Annotated in this window: 16 protein-coding genes; 9 read left to right on the forward strand and 7 right to left on the reverse strand. The window is 58.1% G+C overall.

Annotation, left to right across the window (positions count from 1 at the left end; all coding sequences use genetic code 11):
* Positions 1–148: 148 nt before the first annotated feature.
* Positions 149–739, reverse strand: a complete 591-nt coding sequence (locus IFT84_RS18575; RefSeq protein WP_192122255.1) for a thymidine kinase — start codon at positions 737–739, stop codon at positions 149–151.
* A 198-nt stretch (positions 740–937) separates the two neighbouring features.
* Between IFT84_RS18575 and IFT84_RS18580 the strand changes: the two genes are divergently transcribed.
* The 5 genes from IFT84_RS18580 (at position 938) to IFT84_RS18600 (ending at position 5,144) form a co-directional block, all read left to right on the forward strand.
* Positions 938–1,891 (forward strand): choline ABC transporter substrate-binding protein, encoded by a 954-nt coding sequence (locus tag IFT84_RS18580; protein WP_192122110.1) that lies wholly within the window; start codon positions 938–940, stop codon positions 1,889–1,891.
* A 98-nt stretch (positions 1,892–1,989) separates the two neighbouring features.
* Positions 1,990–2,847: a choline ABC transporter permease subunit gene (choW, locus tag IFT84_RS18585; RefSeq protein WP_192122111.1), complete on the forward strand. Its 858-nt coding sequence runs from the start codon at positions 1,990–1,992 to the stop codon at positions 2,845–2,847.
* Positions 2,844–3,881, forward strand: a complete 1,038-nt coding sequence (gene choV / locus IFT84_RS18590; protein ID WP_192122112.1) for a choline ABC transporter ATP-binding protein — start codon at positions 2,844–2,846, stop codon at positions 3,879–3,881. The genes choW and choV overlap by 4 nt, the downstream gene beginning before the upstream one ends.
* A 16-nt stretch (positions 3,882–3,897) precedes the next feature.
* Positions 3,898–4,638, forward strand: a complete 741-nt coding sequence (locus IFT84_RS18595; protein WP_192122113.1) for a HugZ family pyridoxamine 5'-phosphate oxidase — start codon at positions 3,898–3,900, stop codon at positions 4,636–4,638.
* 164 nt (positions 4,639–4,802) lie between these two features.
* Positions 4,803–5,144: an ArsR/SmtB family transcription factor gene (locus tag IFT84_RS18600; protein WP_192122114.1), complete on the forward strand. Its 342-nt coding sequence runs from the start codon at positions 4,803–4,805 to the stop codon at positions 5,142–5,144.
* Positions 5,145–5,254: 110 nt separating this feature from the next.
* Here the strand turns inward: IFT84_RS18600 and IFT84_RS18605 are convergent, their stop codons facing one another.
* Positions 5,255–7,507 (reverse strand): glycoside hydrolase family 9 protein, encoded by a 2,253-nt coding sequence (locus tag IFT84_RS18605; protein ID WP_192122115.1) that lies wholly within the window; start codon positions 7,505–7,507, stop codon positions 5,255–5,257.
* Between the two features lie 221 nt (positions 7,508–7,728).
* Between IFT84_RS18605 and IFT84_RS18610 the strand changes: the two genes are divergently transcribed.
* The 3 genes from IFT84_RS18610 (at position 7,729) to IFT84_RS18620 (ending at position 11,736) form a co-directional block, all read left to right on the forward strand.
* Positions 7,729–9,057 carry an aspartate aminotransferase family protein gene (locus tag IFT84_RS18610; protein WP_192122116.1) on the forward strand — a complete coding sequence of 443 codons (1,329 nt, stop codon included), beginning with the start codon at positions 7,729–7,731 and terminating at the stop codon, positions 9,055–9,057.
* A 2-nt stretch (positions 9,058–9,059) separates the two neighbouring features.
* Complete coding sequence (gene ade / locus IFT84_RS18615) at positions 9,060–10,751, forward strand: adenine deaminase (RefSeq protein WP_192122117.1); 1,692 nt, start codon at positions 9,060–9,062, stop codon at positions 10,749–10,751.
* Between the two features lie 73 nt (positions 10,752–10,824).
* Positions 10,825–11,736, forward strand: coding sequence for a sugar kinase (locus tag IFT84_RS18620; protein ID WP_192122118.1), 912 nt, complete (start codon positions 10,825–10,827; stop codon positions 11,734–11,736).
* A gap of 91 nt (positions 11,737–11,827) precedes the next feature.
* Here the strand turns inward: IFT84_RS18620 and der are convergent, their stop codons facing one another.
* The 3 genes from der to IFT84_RS18635 form a co-directional block, all read right to left on the reverse strand.
* Positions 11,828–13,279: a ribosome biogenesis GTPase Der gene (gene der, locus IFT84_RS18625; protein WP_192122119.1), complete on the reverse strand. Its 1,452-nt coding sequence runs from the start codon at positions 13,277–13,279 to the stop codon at positions 11,828–11,830.
* Positions 13,280–13,305: 26 nt separating this feature from the next.
* The gene (locus tag IFT84_RS18630) at positions 13,306–13,974 is read right to left on the reverse strand and encodes a tetratricopeptide repeat protein (RefSeq protein ID WP_192122120.1); all 669 of its coding nucleotides are present in this window, start codon (positions 13,972–13,974) and stop codon (positions 13,306–13,308) included.
* Between the two features lie 79 nt (positions 13,975–14,053).
* Complete coding sequence (locus IFT84_RS18635; RefSeq protein ID WP_192122121.1) at positions 14,054–14,644, reverse strand: NnrU family protein; 591 nt, start codon at positions 14,642–14,644, stop codon at positions 14,054–14,056.
* Positions 14,645–14,830: 186 nt separating this feature from the next.
* On the opposite strand from IFT84_RS18635, the gene IFT84_RS18640 reads away from it, so the two are divergent.
* Positions 14,831–15,826 (forward strand): polysaccharide deacetylase, encoded by a 996-nt coding sequence (locus IFT84_RS18640; protein ID WP_244651283.1) that lies wholly within the window; start codon positions 14,831–14,833, stop codon positions 15,824–15,826.
* 7 nt (positions 15,827–15,833) lie between these two features.
* Here the strand turns inward: IFT84_RS18640 and bacA are convergent, their stop codons facing one another.
* Positions 15,834–17,087, reverse strand: coding sequence for a bacteroid development protein BacA (gene bacA, locus IFT84_RS18645; RefSeq protein WP_192122122.1), 1,254 nt, complete (start codon positions 17,085–17,087; stop codon positions 15,834–15,836).
* A 104-nt stretch (positions 17,088–17,191) separates the two neighbouring features.
* Positions 17,192–18,244 carry an LLM class flavin-dependent oxidoreductase gene (locus IFT84_RS18650; RefSeq protein ID WP_192122123.1) on the reverse strand — a complete coding sequence of 351 codons (1,053 nt, stop codon included), beginning with the start codon at positions 18,242–18,244 and terminating at the stop codon, positions 17,192–17,194.
* Positions 18,245–18,337: the final 93 nt, after the last annotated feature.

Here is an 18,337-nt window from a genome sequence, read left to right on the forward strand (position 1 = left end):
AACCAAAATGGGCCTAACCTCATGAAACGCAAGGGGTGATTTGCGCTTGGAGCGCTTTTCGTTCCGATTGAATCAGAACGGCGCTCCAGCTTCATAGTCTTCAAGCATAATCTTATCGATCCTCGCTTCGCTCCGGTCGGAATATGCTCTATGTGAAATCGGCACCGTTCATCTTATCCTCCCAATGGCGTCGGCAATACGACACGTACTTCTCATTGCCCCCGACTTCCACCTGCGCGCCATGGCGGATAATGTCGCCCGCTTCATCAAGCCTCGCAACCATGGTCGCCTTTCGTCCGCAATGGCAGATGGTGCGCACTTCACGCAGTTCATCGGCAATCGCCAGAAGGGCCGCAGACCCTTGAAACAGCTTGCCCTGAAAATCGGTGCGCAGACCGTAAGCCATAACGGGAATTTTCAACCGGTCCGCCACGCGGGCAAGTTGCCAGACCTGATTCTCGGTCAAGAACTGCGCTTCATCCACAAAAATACAGGCGAGCGGCCCTTCACTGACCATGGCGGAAATTCGGGCGAACAGATCCTCGTCCGGCTCAAACGGTACAGCGTCCGCCTCCAGCCCGATACGCGAGGCAATGCGCCCTCTGCCTGCCCGATCATCGAAGGCGGCAATCAGGATCACCGTGCGCATGCCGCGCTCCTGATAATTGTAGGAGGCTTGCAGCAGCAGGGTGGATTTTCCCGCATTCATGGATGCGTAGCTGAAATAGAGTTTGGCCATATCGTCCTCTGCTGTATTGTGCCGCCTGTCTTGCAGAGCCGCACCGGCAAAAACCAGAGGCACGCAAAAGATAGCCACAGAAAATGATGAGACCCAACTTTATCGAAGTTTGCGACATTTGCTGTCGTTGACGTTATCGTGGTGATTTGAAACGCCCATACACTCCATGGATAGAAACCACAAAGGGGAACAGAATACATGTCGACAACATCAACGCTGAAAATGGCACTTGCCGCTGTCTCGCTTCTGGCCATTACCGCACAGGCTGGCCATGCGGCAGAGCCGGAAAGCTGTGCCACCGTCCGGTTCTCCGATGTGGGCTGGACAGATATTACCGCAACCACTGCAACTACTGGCGTCGTTCTCAAGGCGCTCGGCTACACGCCGGATGTGAAGGTTCTGTCCGTCGCGGTCACGTTCACCTCGTTGAAGAATAAGGACATCGACGTCTTCCTCGGCAACTGGATGCCCACCCAGAAGGCCAATATCGAGCCCTTCATTGCCGACAAGTCGGTGGAAAGCCTCGGCGTCAATCTAGAAGGGGCGAAATACACGCTTGCCACCAACGAAGCCGGTGCCAAGCTCGGCATCAAGGATTTCAACGATATCGGCAAGCACAAGAGCGAACTGGACGGCAAGATTTACGGCATTGAGCCAGGCAATGACGGCAACCGTTTGATCATCGACATGATTGCATCAGGCAAGATGGGCATGCAGGGCTTTGACGTGGTGGAGTCCTCTGAGCAGGGCATGCTGTCGCAGGTCTCGCGCTCCGACAAAGCCGATAAGCCTGTTGTCTTCCTTGGCTGGGAACCCCACCCCATGAATGCCAACTATAAGATGACCTACCTGTCGGGCGGTGATGATGTGTTTGGCCCGAACTTCGGTGGCGCGACCGTTTATACCAATGTGCGCGCTGGCTATACGCAGGAATGCCCCAATGTCGGCGCGTTTCTCAAAAATCTGAAGTTCACACTGCCGATGGAAAACGAGATGATGGGCAAGATCCTGAACGATGGTCAGGACCCGGAAGCAGCAGCAACCGAATGGCTGAAGGCCAACCCGGCAACCATTGAGCCGTGGCTGCAAGGCGTGACCACACGCGACGGCAAGGAAGGTCTGCCCGCCGTCAAGGCAGCGCTGGGGCTGTAAATACAACCGGTCGCCCTGCCCGTTCCACACCCCGGCGCGGCAAGCCGCCCGCCGGGCAGTGGCGGCTTCCCTGTCCCTTCTGATCAGGATATTTGCCCGTGCAATGGCTTACTCAATGGCTCACTCAGGCTCGCATTCCCATCGGTGCATGGGCTAAAACCTTTGTCGATTGGCTGACCAGCGATTTCGCTGCTTTCTTCGATTCCATCGCGTCCGTGCTGCAATCGGTCGTCAATGCCCTACTCTATGTCTTGCAGACCCCGCACCCGTTGATCATCGTTGCGGTTGTAACCGTGCTCACCGCGTGGTTTCGCCGCTCCGTCGGCATCACGCTGTTTACCGCCTTCGGCCTGCTGCTGATCATCAATCAAGGCTACTGGAAGGAAACGACCGAGACGCTTGCGCTCGTTCTGGCAGCCAGCGCCGTCAGCATGGCGGTCGGCGTACCGCTCGGCATTGCAGCGGCGCGGCGGGCATGGGTCTACGCCATCATGCGGCCGGTGCTGGATCTGATGCAGACGATCCCAACCTTCGTCTATCTCATTCCGGCACTCATCCTCTTCGGTCTCGGCATGGTGCCGGGGTTGATTGCAACCGTCATTTTTGCGATTCCGGCACCGATCCGGCTGACGCGGCTTGGCATTATCTCCACTCCGCCCTCGCTGGTGGAAGCGGCCGTGTCCTTCGGCGCCACCCCCGGTCAGGTGCTGCGCAAGATCGAGCTGCCGTTCGCCATGCCGCAGATCATGGCCGGGCTGACGCAGACTATCATGCTCTCCTTGTCCATGGTTGTCATCGCGGCACTTGTAGGGGCCAACGGCCTGGGTGTTCCGGTGCTGCGCGCACTCAACTCCGTCAATGTTGCCAAGGGGTTTGAAGCGGGCCTGTGCATCGTCATTCTCGCCATCATTCTGGATCGGCTGTTCCGCCCTGCGGGTGAAGGAGAGGGCCAATGACCGCGATCACGTTCCGCGATGTGGATATTATTTTCGGCAAGAACCCCAAGCCAGCACTGGCCATGGTGGATGCGGGCAAGACCCGCGACGAGATTGGTGCGGCCACCGGCCATGTGCTGGGCGTGGCAGGCGCAAGCCTGACCGTGCAGGAAGGCGAAATTCTGGTGCTGATGGGTCTGTCCGGTTCCGGCAAATCGACGCTGCTGCGCGCTGTCAACGGCTTGGCACCGGTCGTGCGTGGCGAGGTCAATGTAGCCACGCCGCAGGGGCCGCTGAACCCCTACAGCACGTCGGCGAAAAGCCTGCGCGAGTTTCGCATGAACACCGTCTCCATGGTGTTCCAGCAGTTTGCGCTGCTGCCCTGGCGCAGCGTGGCCGACAATGTCGGCTTCGGGCTGGAACTGGCCGGTGTGCCGGACGCCAAGCGCAAAAAGCGCGTGGCTGAACAGTTGGAACTCGTCAACCTGTCAAAATGGGCTGATCGGAAGGTGGCCGAGTTGTCGGGCGGTATGCAGCAGCGCGTTGGTCTGGCGCGGGCCTTTGCTACCGGCGCGCCAATTCTGCTGATGGACGAGCCGTTCTCCGCACTCGATCCACTGATCCGCACACGGTTGCAGGATGAGCTTCTGGAGTTTCAGGGACGACTGAACAAAACCATCCTGTTCGTCAGCCATGATCTGGATGAGGCGTTTCGCATTGGCAACCGCATCGCCATCATGGAAGCGGGCCGCATCATCCAGTGTGGCACGCCGCAGGAAATCGTACGCAATCCGGCCAATGCCTATGTCGCCGATTTCGTTCAGAACCTCAATCCGATCACCATGCTGACGGCAGCCGATGTCATGCTGCAAGGCGTGGCGGCGCACGAAGTCGGCGTAACCGCAACCGCTGCGCCGCAAACGCCGCTGGTGGATATCCTTGATGCCATGGCGCGCCAGCCCGGCCATATCGGCGTGGTGGAAAACGGCATGATCATCGGTACCATTGGCGCACAAAGCGTTGTAGAGAGCCTGACACGACACCGACGACGCTGACACAAGACTTTGAGCCATGGCGGAAAAACCGAAGCTGCTGCAAGATACAACAGAGGATGTGCGCCGACAGGCGCGCGTTCTGTTGCGCAGCGCGCGCAGTCTGCCGCTGGCCACCCTTGATGCCGCCACCGGGTTCCCTGCCGTCAGTCGCGCATTGACGGGCATGGACGTGGACGGAAGTATCGTTATTCTGATATCCGGCCTGTCGCAGCACTTCGCCAGCCTGATGGCAGACCCACGCTGCTCCGTCATGGCGGGAGAACCCGGCAAGGGCGACCCCCTCGCCCACCCGCGCCTGACGGTGCAATGCAAGGCCGAACGGGTCAGCCGCGACGATGCGCGTCACAGCCGCATTCGCAGCCGGTTTCTGCGCCGCCATCCCAAGGCGCAACTCTATGTGGATTTTCCCGATTTCGCATTTTTCCGGCTGGTGCCTGATTCGGCCAGCTTCAATGGCGGCTTCGGCAAGGCCTATGTGCTGGAGGGACGCGATCTCCTGATCGATTCATCCGCTATCGATGCCTTGGCGGGGATGGAAGACGATGCTATCGCGCATATGGCAAACGATCATCCTGAGGCAGCGACTGTTTATGCTGCAAAATTCGGCAAAACCAGCGAGGGCAACTGGCGCATCTGTGGGCTGGATGCGTCTGGCCTTGACCTGTCATCGGGCGATTCGCTTTTGCGTGTAGAATATGACGCGCCTCTGACAGAAAGTGTCCATTTACGCTTTGTTTTAAAAAAAATGTATAATTAAGGTAGTTGCCTACCCCCAATTCTAGCAGTGGGTAGTTGCAGTTTCATCATCCAAGCCTAATCATTAGCATCCTAATATGTAGGAAATTCTCATTTTGGCCGCGGCGGCACATCCGAGAGATCTTGCATACCGAATGGATTTTAACGAACGAGGAGTGGAACAACATGCAAACTATTTCAAGCAAAACTCATAAAAGTGCAGAGCGTGCAGCCAGCTTTCTGTCGGCTATGGCAAACCCCAAGCGTCTGCTGATCCTGCGCTCTCTGGTCAAGGAAGAAATGGCCGTAGGCGCATTGGCAAATCAGGTTGGCCTCAGCCAGTCCGCTTTGTCGCAGCACCTGTCCAAGCTGCGCGCGCAGAACCTGGTCAATACGCGCCGTGATGCACAGACGATCTACTACTCCAGCACATCGGACGCTGTTCTGAAAGTTCTGGATACGTTGACCAACATCTACGGCGAAAATGCAGAAGCTGCTGCACCTGAGGAAATGCGCCACAATGCCTAAGGCATCTCACTGTCGCAGTTGACGGTATTAAAGGCAGTGCGATCAAACGCACTGCCTTTACGCCTATCAAGAATGTCTGCTTCTGCCCGCTTTCGCGGGTTTTTTATTGCCTACTTCGCGTCTGCCAGAAACGAAGCAACGTAGACCAGAGGCGCATTCCAGTTGATGGCAATTTCGTTCGTGCCGAAAGACATGAGCTTGTCCACATAGCAGCGCTGCGGCGCGCAGCCCTGCAAATCGGCACGCCCGACATCGTCCACCAGCGTCGAGTTTGGCCCACCGGCCAGCGATCCCGGCGGTGGCGGTGGTAGACTGGTATCAATGGAGTGTGCAAACCACCGGCTATACTGGTTGTGCGCATATTGCGCCCCGTAACCGGTGATATAGGACAGGTTCATGGCATTGCGGCCCAGCAGGTAATCCATGCTTTCGCGCACGCCATCCAGAAAGGCGCGGTCTCCGGTCAGGTCGAACGCCGCCGACAGCACCACCATATTCTGCAGCACCAACTGGTTGGAACCCCAATTGTAGAGCCCTTCACCGGGGCGGTAGATGTGGCCGAACGGTTCGCGCTTCTGGTGCGCCAGAAAATCCTTGGCTGCCGAGGTCACAGAACCCTGCACCATGGCCAGATCGTCATCCGCCAGCTTCTTGGCATAAAGCGCCAGTTCAATACGCGCATAGCCCGCGACACTGCGCCAATCGAAAGCACCGGACGCCGCAAACACACCCTTGCCCCACCACGGCGATGCGTTGAGGGCCTTCAGGTAGATGTCCTTGCCCGTGGTGATATAAAGTTCGGCTGCGGCCCAATAGGTTTCATCGGAGATGTCGTCATCATCATAATCACCGCCGCCTTGCATACCATCCGATTTCGGCGCAAGCAGCACAGGGTTTTTCTGCGCTGCTGCCCAGGCCTTTTCGGCGGCATCCAGCAGCGTGTCGGCAAACTTCTTGTCATAGGCACCGTAAAGCCGCGCTCCTTGCGCAGCGGCAGCCGCCATGTCCAGCGTGGCGGCGGTTGACGGGCGGTGCAGAGCGCGCGTTTCCGGGTCAAGATGCGGCAGCATCGGCGTTCCCGTCCACTTGGTATCATGGACCTTGTGATGCACCATGCCGGCAAGAGGCTGGCCATCCGGCACCATCATTTTCAGCAGAAATTCCAGCTCCCACCGCGCTTCGTTCAGCACGTCCGGCACGCCGTTTCCGCGCTCGGGCACCCGCGCCACACCGCTGAGCAACAGGGACGATGCGCCTTCGGAGAACGTCTTGGCCCGCTCGAAACTCGCCAGCAGTTGCGAGACCGCGATGGCACCGTTGACGACATATTTGCCCTGATCGCCCGCGTCATACCAGCCGCCGGATACATCAAGACGATAGGTGCAGGACCAGTCATCATAGAGGGTCTTTGCAACAGGTCCTTCCAGGCACCCCACATCCGTATCGCCGAGATTGGGCGCGATGCCGACGTGCCCGGCAGGCCGTGCATAGGCTGTGCCTGCGATATCTGCCCTGATCTCCGTGCCGCTGCGGGCGAGGTAGAACCACGAGAGTGCATCATTGGTCAGCGCATCATAGGCGATGCCGCCGATGGAAAACGGGAAACTCTGTTGCCCCTCCACTTCCAGCTTGTAGCCGGTGCCCGCCAGACGGAACGGCGAAAAATCTGCAATGTGTGTTTCCAGCCCTGCGGATTCATCCAGCCCCAGAGGCTGGGTCATCCCCTCGCCGCGCTTGCGGCCATCCCGGTCCAGCAGCGTATAGGCCAGCGGCGTCTGTGAGCTGGAAACGATGGTCGCCCGCTTCGGTCCGTCGATAAAATAGCCGAGTTGATTGACGCGAACCGGATTTTCATTGATGGAAGCCACCTCGTCGCCGGTCGCTTCGGCCATAGCAATCTTTTCAAAACAGATGTGGCGCTCACTTGGCTGGCCGCCCAGCTGAAACACGAGCTGCGCGGGACTGCTTTCGGTTGCCGTAAATACGCTGGAAAACGCCTTGCCCTCGGTGCCAACAGGCATGTTGAAATCCACCTGTGCCGGATAGGGCGCGCTGGCGCGCTGGACGAGCGCACGCACCGGCCCTCCCGGCTCGCCAAACACGGTTGCCGACAGGTGATAGCTTTTGCCCTGCTCCAGCGTGATGTTGGGGCTGCCGATGATCGCATCCCATGGATTGACGGTTCCGGCTGGAACAGTTGCACACAGCCTGCCACTCTTTTTTGACAGAGTGACATTGTCGGTCGACCAGAAGGTGGTGGAGGATTTGGAAAGCTTGTCGATTGTGGTGCTTCCTTGCGCAAAAGCGGCGGATGTACCGAGCAAGCACAGCGCTGCAACAGCACAGATTTTAAAAAGAGTCATCAACTCGTGGCCTTTTCCGCGCAAATTCGCACTGTCTGATTCCGCCCTTTTATGGTGTCAAACAACCGTTCTATCCAATAGATTCACCCACGGGCTTGACGCACCCCGGCGCACTGTTACCCTGCCGCAAAACGCGGGGCAATCCAATAGGTTTCCTAAGGGCCGATCGGTTTCCTAAGGGCTTGCGCGTTCAATTCGATCACCGCCGCCAAGGATGAACTATGTCCAACCGTCTCAATGCCATACCAAACGATCTTAGTGCCTTCTGGATGCCGTTTACGGCCAACCGGCAGTTCAAGAAAGAGCCCCGCCTGTTCGTGGGTGCCAAAAACATGCACTACACCACCAGCGACGGGCGCTCTGTGCTGGATGGCACCGCCGGTCTCTGGTGCGTGAATGCGGGCCACTGCCGCCCGCTGATCACGCAGGCTATTGCCGAGCAGGCCGGGGAACTGGATTACGCGCCCGCTTTCCAGCTCGGCCACCCCAAGGCATTCGAACTGGCAAACCGTCTGGTGGACATTGCCCCTGATGGGCTGAACCATGTTCTCTACACCAATTCCGGTTCCGAATCGGTCGATACCGCGTTGAAGGTCGCGCTCGCCTACCACCGCGCCAAGGGCGATGGATCACGCTCCCGGTTGATTGGGCGTGAGCGGGGCTATCACGGCGTTAATTTCGGTGGCATCTCGGTCGGCGGCATCGTGTCCAACCGCAAGATGTTTGGCACGCTGCTCTCCGGTGTGGACCATATGCCCCACACCCATCTGCCCGAGCGCAACGCTTTCTCCAAGGGCGAGCCGCAACATGGCGGCGATCTGGCGGACGAACTGAACCGCATTATCACCCTTCACGATGCCTCCACCATCGCCGCCGTAATCGTGGAGCCTGTGGCAGGTTCAACCGGCGTGCTGGTTCCGCCAAAGGGTTATCTTCAGAAGCTGCGCGATATCTGCACAAAGCACGGCATTCTGCTGATTTTCGACGAAGTCATCACCGGCTATGGACGCATGGGCACGCCGTTTGCAGCGCAGTATTACGGAGTCACACCCGATATCATGGTCACGGCCAAGGGTCTGACCAACGGCGTTATTCCCATGGGGGCCGTGTTCGTAACCTCGGAAATCCACGATGCGTTCATGAACGGGCCGGAGCACATGATCGAGTTTTTCCACGGCTACACCTATTCCGGCAACCCGATTGCGTCAGCCGCCGCTGTTGCCACGCTGGATACCTACCGCGACGAGCGTCTGTTCGAGCGTGCCGCTGAACTCGCCCCCTACTGGGAAAATGCGCTGCATGGTCTTGCCGATGCACCCAATGTCATCGATATCAGAAACATCGGGCTGATCGGCGCCATAGAGCTTGCGCCCATCGCCGGAGAGCCGACCAAACGCGCCTTCTCCGCCTTTCTGAAAGCCTATGAGCGTGGCCTCCTCATCCGCACCACCGGCGATACCATCGCCCTATCCCCGCCGCTGATCATTACAACCGAGCAGATCGATGAACTGATCGGCGGCATCGGCGAAATCCTGCGTGACATTGCGTGATCATGAGCAGACTTGAAGACAGAATAGATCAGGGCGTGGGCCGCACGCCCGCTGATCTCGTGCTGACCGGCGGGCGTTTCTTCGATCTTGTAACCGGGGAACTCGTGGAGGGCGATATTGCGCTCTGCGGCGACACAATTGTGGGCACCTGCGGTCAGTATGAAGGCGTGGAAACCATCGATATCAGCGGGCGCATCGCCGTGCCGGGCTTTATCGATACGCATCTTCATATCGAATCCTCGCTCGTTACCCCGCACGAGTTCGACCGATGCGTGCTTCCACACGGCATCACCACTGCGATTTGCGATCCGCATGAAATTGCCAATGTGCTGGGCGAAACTGGCATTCGCTATTTTCTGGAGTCATCGCTTCACACCATCATGGATGTGCGGGTGCAGCTTTCGAGCTGCGTACCGGCCACGCATCTGGAAACCGCAGGTGCGGCGCTGCCGGTTGAAAAACTGTTGCCGTTCCGCGATCACCCCAAGGTTATCGGCCTTGCGGAATTCATGAATTTTCCGGGCGTCATTCACAAGGACCCGGGCTGTATGGCAAAACTGGAGGCGTTTCAGGGGGGCCATATCGATGGCCATGCGCCGTTGTTGCGAGGGGCAGACCTGAATGGCTATCTGGCTGCGGGCATTCGTACCGATCATGAATGCACGACCGCCGACGAGGCGCTCGAGAAAATCCGCAAAGGGATGCACATTCTAGTGCGCGAAGGTTCCGTCTCCAAGGATTTGAATGCACTGATTCCCATTATTACGGAGCGGCTGTCGCCCTTTCTGGCGCTCTGCACCGATGATCGCAATCCGCTGGATATCGCCGAGCACGGGCATCTCGACTATATGATCCGCACGGCCATCGCTGCCGGGGTCGAGCCGCTGGCGATCTATCGCGCAGCCTCCATTTCCGGCGCACGGGCATTTGGTTTGCGAGACCGGGGCCTGATAGCGCCGGGCTGGCGTGCCGATATCGCCATTGTCGATTCGCTGGAAGGCTGCCGTGTGGAAACCGTGCTTTCCGCCGGCAGGCGCGTGACCGATAATTTGTTTGCAACCCGCACGCCGGTAAACCCGGTGGGGCTGGACAGCGTGAAAGCAGCACGCGTATCGGCGACGCATTTTCTGGCGGGTGCGACGGATGGCGAAACATCGGTCATCGGGGTCCTGCCCGGCAAAATCATCACCGAGCATCGTCATTTTTCCTTGGCTTCTCACAGCGGCGTACCTCAGGTCGATCTTGACCGCGATATCATCAAGGTCGCGGTAATCGAGCGCCATGGCATCAACGGCAACCATGCCAATGGCTTCGTACAGGGTTTTGGTCTGAAGCGCGGCGCCATCGCCTCGACCGTTGGCCATGATAGCCATAATATCTGCGTCGTGGGTGTCAGTCCGCAAGACATGGCGATTGCTGCCAACCGCCTGAGCGACATCAACGGTGGTTTCGTTGTGGTGGATGAGGGACGTGTTACGGCAGAAATATCGCTGCCTGTGGCGGGCCTGATGAGCCTTGAGCCCTTCGAGCATGTTCGCGATACGTTAAAGGATTTACGCGCCGCCGCTTTTGCGCTCGGTTCCACACTCGAAGAGCCGTTCCTGCAACTGGCGTTCCTGCCCCTGCCAGTCATTCCGCATTTAAAAATTTCGGACAAGGGTATGGTGGATGTGGATGCATTCGCTCTTCTTTGACAAGCCTCAGCGCGAGACTTGCCATCAAACCCACACAGCTTTATGCAAATTTCCTTGAACGGGGGAGGATCAAATGGGCGGAACACTGCTGACAATCGGTGAATGCATGGTGGAGCTGAAGCAGGCCGACGGCGGGCTTCTGCACAAGGGCTATGCGGGTGACACATTCAACACCGCCTATTACGCCCGCGCCTGTCTGCCTCCAGACTGGACAGCAGCCTATGCCAGTGTTGTGGGTCAAGATCGCGTCTCCGACGACATGCTGGCTTTTATGGCTGAGACCGGTGTCGACACCCGCTTCATTCGCCGTAATGCTGACCGCACCGTTGGCCTCTACATGATCCATCTGGACCGGGGTGAGCGCAGCTTTTCCTACTGGCGCAGCCATTCGGCGGCACGTACGCTTGCCGATGACGCGGATGCGCTGAGGCAAGCGATGGATGCGGCGGATGTTGTTCTCTTCTCCGGGGTCACGCTCGCCATTCTCTCCCCTGAGGGTGTCGATACCCTGCTGGCACTCGCAGCCCGCGCCAAGACCTCCGGCAAGCTCGTGGCTTTCGATCCCAACATCCGCCCCCGCCTCTGGGCTGATCCGCAAACGATGCGCGACACCATCAGCCGGGGCGCCCAAGCCGCCAGCATGGTTCTGCCAAGCTTTGACGATGAGACGACGCATTTCGGCGATGCCGATATCGAAGCAACGGTCACCCGCTATCGTACCCTCGGGGTGCGCGATATCGTGGTGAAAAACGGTGCGGCTGGTGTCACGCTCGATTTTGATGGTGACCGTCGTTTCGTACCCGCCGTTATGGATGCCGCGATCGTCGATACGACCAGTGCGGGCGACAGTTTCAATGGGGCATTTCTGGCCCATTACATTCAGCATCAAAATGCACCCGAAGCAGCCGCCTATGCTGCCCGCATTGCCGCAGCGGTTATCGGCCACCACGGAGCATTGGTCGCGATAGAAAAGCTCGGGCTATAACAAGCTTGAAGGAATCCGACTAACCGATTCAATTGACTCTGAGAAATCGCCCTGCTGCGACATGACGTTAAGTCGTAGCAGGGCCAGAAAATCAATATATCTTGCGCTTCTTCTTCGGCTCGAACGGATTGACCGACGCTTTCAGGGAAATACGGATCGGCACGCCCGGCAGGTCGAAATCACTGCGCAATCCGTTCGTCAAAAAGCGGATGTAGGATTCCGGCAAAGCATCCGGTCTTGTGCAGGAAATCATGAAACCCGGTGGACGCGCCTTGACCTGCGTCATATATTTCAGCTTCAGGCGACGGCCTGAAACGGCCGGTGGCGGATGCTGCACCTGCTGGGATTCCAGCCAGCGGTTCAGCTTCGCCGTTGAAATGCGGCGGTTCCACGTGCGGTCCGTATCGATGATCGACTGCATCAGCTTGTCGAGCCCGCGCCCCGTCTGGCCGGAAATCGGCACGGCGCGAATGCCGCGTGCTTGCGGCAGCAGTCGGTCAGTCTTCTCGCGCAGTTCGGCCAGAAGCGCCTGCTGGTCTGCGATCAGGTCCCATTTGTTGAACGCCAGCACAGCAGCGCGGCCTTCGCGCAGTACCAGATCGACGATCTGCAAATCCTGCTTTTCAAACGGAATGGTCGCGTCAAACACGATCACCACGGTTTCCGCAAAGCGAATGGCGCGCAGCGCATCGGCAACCGACAGCTTTTCCAGCTTTTCCTGCACCCGCGCTTTGCGGCGCATTCCGGCAGTGTCAAACATTTTGATGATGCGGCCACGCCAGTCCCACTCCACCGAAATGGAGTCGCGGGTGATGCCCGCCTCTGGTCCGGTCAACAGGCGGTCTTCGCCCAGAAAGCGGTTGATCAGAGTGGATTTACCGGCATTCGGACGCCCGACAATTGCCACGCGAAGAGGCTTGGTATCGTCGTAGGTGGGCTCTTCCTCATCGTCTTCGTCAATGTCGTCTTCGCCAATCCCGTTTTTGTCTGCGCGGCGAATGTCTACATTCACCTCAGGCTCGTCGGCCTTGGGTGGAAACGCCTTGTCCTCGCCAATGGCTTCGACAATTGCGTCCCGCAGATCGATCATGCCCTGCCCATGCTCGGCAGAAATCGGGCATGGCTCACCCAGACCCAGCGTGAAAGCATCATAGAACCCGCCATCCGAGCCACGCGCTTCCGATTTGTTGGCAACCAGCACAACCGGCTTGTTGCGTCGGCGCAGCATTTCGCCAAGCGTCTTGTCGGCAGGTGTCAGGCCGTTTTTAGCGTCCACCACGAACAGCGTCAGATCGGCCTCATCCAGTGCGGCTTCCGTTTGCGCCCACATGCGGCCTTGCAGCGTATCCGGCGCCGATTGCTCCAGACCCGCCGTGTCAATGATGGTGAAGCGCAGATCCATCAGGCGCGCTTCGCCAGGCCTGCGGTCGCGGGTCACGCCCGGCGTATCGTCAACCAGCGCCAGCTTTTTGCCAACCAGACGGTTGAACAGCGTGGACTTGCCAACATTCGGACGCCCGACAATGGCGACGGTGAAACTCATACTCTTATCCTAACGGGCGCGTTTTTTTAAGATTTGGCGCCGGATGCGATCAGATCAAGCATGATCCGCGCGCGATTTGCAATATTGGGTTGTGCCTGCTTATCGGCAGCAATCTGGTCGAACCATTCCTTTGCCTTAGCCGTGTCCCCTGCCTTGTAGGCGGAGAGACCCAGCACTTCACGGGCAGAATGGCGCAGCGCCTGCGCGCCATCCGTCAGGCCGGACATGGCGGCAACCACCTGATCATAGCTGGCAGTATCGATCATGAGATAACCACCGCGCACGCGGGCCGCATCACGGAGGGCTGGGGCAATACTGTTGTCCTTGCCGATGGCGTCAAACGCGGCAATGGCCGCAGCCGTATCGCCCTTTTGTGCCTGCAAGGTGGCAGCGCGCATCCGCGCCAGCACTGGATAGGCACCGGAGCCGTCCTTTTCCAGTGCGGAAAGGGCAGCCAAGGCTTCATCATTCTTACCATCCTTGGCGAGTGTCAGCGCGGCCAGAAACTGATCGCCGGACTGGGATGCCGTGCGCTCCCGCCAGTAATCATAGGCAACCTTACCGGCAGTCGCGATGACCACCAGAATGGCAAGCGCGATGAACAGGCGACCGAAGCGCTTCCACACCGCCTGCATCTGCTCGGAGCGGATTTCTTCGTTCACTTCACGAATAAAGCTGTCGTCCTGATTGGCCATGCGCGTTTCCGGTTGTCGTCATTGATTAAGTTTCGGCTTCTACCCTTTTTTTGGCGTCTTGTAAGGGGAAATTTCTCCCCTACCCCATTGTCAGCGGTGAAACGCCAATCAGCCATTCATGCAGCCGCCAGACCATCAGGCCGTAGAATACCAGTCCCAGAACAATCGCGTACACATCGTATTTGGCCGATACGAACACAGGCAGCGTTGCCTCACCGCGTTGCAGCCGCTTTTTGGCCGAGATGCGCACAATGACGGCCCAGGCCAGAAACGCAACAAACAGCACAACCGAATAGCTTTCGCCATTGGCCAGCAGGTGCGACAGCGCCCAGATCTTGACCGCAACCAGAAACGGAAACTTGAGCGCCACCTTGATGCGTCCAGCCGGGAAAAACCCGGCGGCAAGACAGACTGACGCAAACACCATGAGCAGCAGCGTGATGTGCGAGAAAAAGGCCGGTGGCGTATAGAGAATAGCACCACCTGCATCGCGCGCCTGCACAAAGCCAAGACAGAGAAGAACCAATCCCACGAGGCTGAGAATACCATGGCCAGCGCCCCACGCCGCTTTGCCATAACGGGCGATAACCGTCTCCCGCAGATCGGGTTTGATGACACGGGCGAGATGCGCGCCCAGAAACAGGAGGATACCGAGAAGAAGAAGAGCCATGATTTATCCGTTGTGACAGTGGAATTGGTGCCCACCCATACAGTAAAAATGGGTGGATGACCAAAGGTTTGCCGCAATCGGGCGTCACGCATCGCGCTCAGTCATCTTTTGAATCATAAACTTGTCGATCCTCGTTTCGCTCCGGCCGGTTTATGCTTTGTACGTTATCAGGTTGCTTGTCAGTTTATGTCCCGTCTTCTCGTTTGCCTTCCCCTTCTTGGTCTCGCTTTTCCCGCCGCTGCTGCAGAAAATGTTTCCCCCGCAGCTGATGCGCGCAAACAGCTTGTCGTGGTGTCCTTCGATGGCGCGCATGACAACCGGCTGTGGGACAAAAGCCTCGACATGGCGGCCCGCACGGGGGCGCATTTTACCTACTTTCTGTCCTGCACATTTTTGATGACCCGGGAAACCGGCGGCAATGCCTATCAGGCACCCGGACATAAAGCCGGAAAATCCAATGTCGGCTTTGGCCAGACTGCTGACGAGGTGCAGACACGCCTGCGCAACATCTGGAAGGCGCACACGGCAGGCCATGATATCGGCAGCCATGCCTGCGGCCATTTCGATGGCAAGGATTGGACGGAAGCCGAGTGGGTCCGAGAGTTTTCCAGCTTCCGCGCTGCCCTGCGGGACGGGTGGAAGAACAATGGGCTGGCAGCCGAGGAGCCGCAGGGCTGGCAGGATTTTGCACAGAACGACATAAAGGGGTTTCGCGTGCCCTATCTGTCGCAGAGCGCGGGTCTGGTGCCCGCGCTGAAACGCTTCGGGTTTAGCTATGATGCCAGTCTGGTGTCCAAAGGCCCAGCCGTGCCGGAACTTCAGAATGGTCTGGTGCGCTTTGCCCTGCCCTTGATCCCGGAGGGACCATCTGGACGCCGGGTGATCGGCATGGATTATAATCTGTTCGTGCGCCACTCCATGGGCGTGGAGAACCGCAAGGACAGTGGGATGTTCGAGGAACGAACGCTCAAAGCCTATCGAGATGCCTTCAATGAACAGTATACAGGCAAGCGCATTCCGCTACAGCTCGGCTTTCACTTTGTGGAGATGAACGGCGGCGCCTACTGGCGGGCACTGGACCGGTTTTTGACAGAAGTCTGCGGCAAGCCGGATGTCGCCTGCGTCAGCCATGCGCAGGCTCTGCAACTGCCGGAGGCCCGCCAGACGGCAGGCCCCTTCTAGGTTCTAATCAGATTTCTTCGCCGCCGCGCGCCATGTAGCGCTGGTCGATTTCCGGCAGCGGTTCATTATCAATTGCAGCCTCGAAAGCGCGCAGACGCTTGTAGATGGAGAGCAATTCCACAATCGTTGACCACGAGTTCACGAGGTATTGGAAAGACCCGCGAACTTGTTCAAACACGTTCAGTATCTGGTTCATCAGCCCAAGCGTAATCTTGCCGGCAACAATCGACGGGATCAGCACCAGCGTACCAAACAGATTGTCGGCCTGCAGATAGAAGATGCGGGCAACGTTGAAGTAGAGGTAGTTGAAATAAAGCCGAAAGTAATTGCGGCGAACATCATCGAAAAGCTGCGCAATGGTCATCGGATCGGCGCGGCTTGCGTCATCTTCCCCATATACCAGCTCTTTTCGATAGGCTGCCTCCACGCGCTGATTGCGAAATTCCAGCCCCGGAAGCTTGATGCCGACAAGAGCCAGAAATGCTGTACCAAACACCGCCCAGCCGACAGCCGCCCAGACCAGCGCGTGCGGAATTTCACCCACCAGAGGTAGTTCGGTGACGGTTTGGGAAAAAGTAAACAGCACCGGCAAAAACGCAATCAACGTCATGACAGCGCGTACGAGGCTGACACCAAGCCCTTCCACCGTGGTGGAAAACCGCATCGTATCTTCCTGCACACGCTGTGAGGCACCTTCGATATGACGAAGTTTCGGCCAATACGTCATGTAGTACTCGTTCATGGCTGTACGCCAGCGGAAGATATAATGGCTGACGAAAAATGACGTCAGCACGCCCACGGTGACTGCGACAAAGGCGATACCGGCAAAATCCAGCGCACCCAGATACAGCTGGCTTGCGGTAACAGGCGCGGTACGGGCCAGGGCCTGCTGGATCAGATCGTAAAACGGGCCATACCATGCGTTGACGGCAACGCTGACCTGCACCGAGAAATAGGTCGCAAATATAATCAGCGCCGACCCAAGAACGGACCACATTTGCCAACGGTGCGGCGCGTACCAAAACCAGAATGCCGCAAACAGCGCGACCGCCACCGCATAGTAGATATAGAACCAAAGGAAGGGCGTGGACCAGAACAACGATACGCCGATGGGCGGCTGCTGCCCCTCCGCCAGCGGCGGCAATCCAAAATACGCGCCAAATGCGGAACCGCCCGCGTACCACAGCAGGATGGCCAGAAGGCTCCAGACTATGGCGCTGATAAAGAACATTTTCGGCTTGGGAAAGAAGGATACGAACAAGGGATGGTCTTTCGTTTGCGGCAGTAACCCTAAAAATCAAGGGTTGGCCGAAACTATGGCAAAACCTTGTACGCCACAAACGAAAAGACTTATATTACAGATATTTAATAGAGATGCTCATCTCCGAGTTCCTTGAGCATCTGCCGCACCAGAGGTGCGACCTTCGTTCCGTACAGCTCAATGCCGCGCATAATCTGTTCATGCGGCATGGGGCCAATTGCCATTTGCAGCAGGAACCGGTCATTGCGGAAAATCTGGTGGTGCGCCACGATCTTGCGCGCCACCGTCTCCGGATCTCCCACAAACAATGCGCCCGTTGGTCCACGAGATTGATCGAAATGGGCGCGGTTGGTCGGTCCCCAGCCGCGTTCGCGGCCAATTCGGTTCATCACCTCTGCCTGTGGCGAGTAGAACTGGTCCGCCGCCACCGCGTCCGTATCAGCAATAAAGCCGTGGACGTTGATGGATGTTTTCAACTGGGCTGCGTCCTGACCGGCCCGCTCAGCCGCTTGTCGATACAGGTTGAAGAGCGGTGCAAACCGGTGCGGTTCGCCGCCGATAATGGCAAGGCCCATGGGCAGGCCCAAAGCGCCTGCACGCGCCACCGACTGCGGCGTGCCGCCAACGGCAACCCAGATCGGCAGCTTTTCCTGCAAGGGCTGTGGATAGACACCGCGCGCATGGATGGGTGCGCGCGTCGCACCGGACCACGTGACGACTTCCGAGTCGCGCAGGGCCAGCAGCAGATCGAGCTTTTCAGCGTAAAGCACATCGTAATCATCCAGCTCGTAGCCGAACAGCGGAAAGGATTCGATGAAGGAGCCGCGCCCCGCCATGATCTCCGCCCGCCCGTTGGACAGAAGATCGATCGTTGCGAACTGCTGAAAGACGCGCACCGGATCGTCGGAACTCAGCACCGTGACCGCGCTCGTCAGGCGGATGCGTTTGGTCTTGACGGCAGCGGCTGCCAGGATGACAGCGGGCGCAGAGGCCGCATAATCCGGCCGATGGTGCTCCCCCAGCCCAAAAACGTCCAGCCCGACTTCATCGGCCAGCGTGATTTCTTCCAGAAGATCATCCAGCCGACGCTTGCCCTCCGCACCCCGCTGAGGTGCATTCGGATCGACATCGGCGAAGGTATACAGTCCCAGTTCCATCGTTATTCTCACGGGTTTGATCGCTCTCACATTTAGGTGGCAAAGCTCCTGAAAGACAGAGCGAGTTTGGCAACAGACTGTTTCCTCTCTTGA

It is taken from the genome of Rhizobium sp. CFBP 8762, assembly GCF_014841565.1.
In the GTDB taxonomy this organism is placed as follows: domain Bacteria; phylum Pseudomonadota; class Alphaproteobacteria; order Rhizobiales; family Rhizobiaceae; genus CFBP-8762.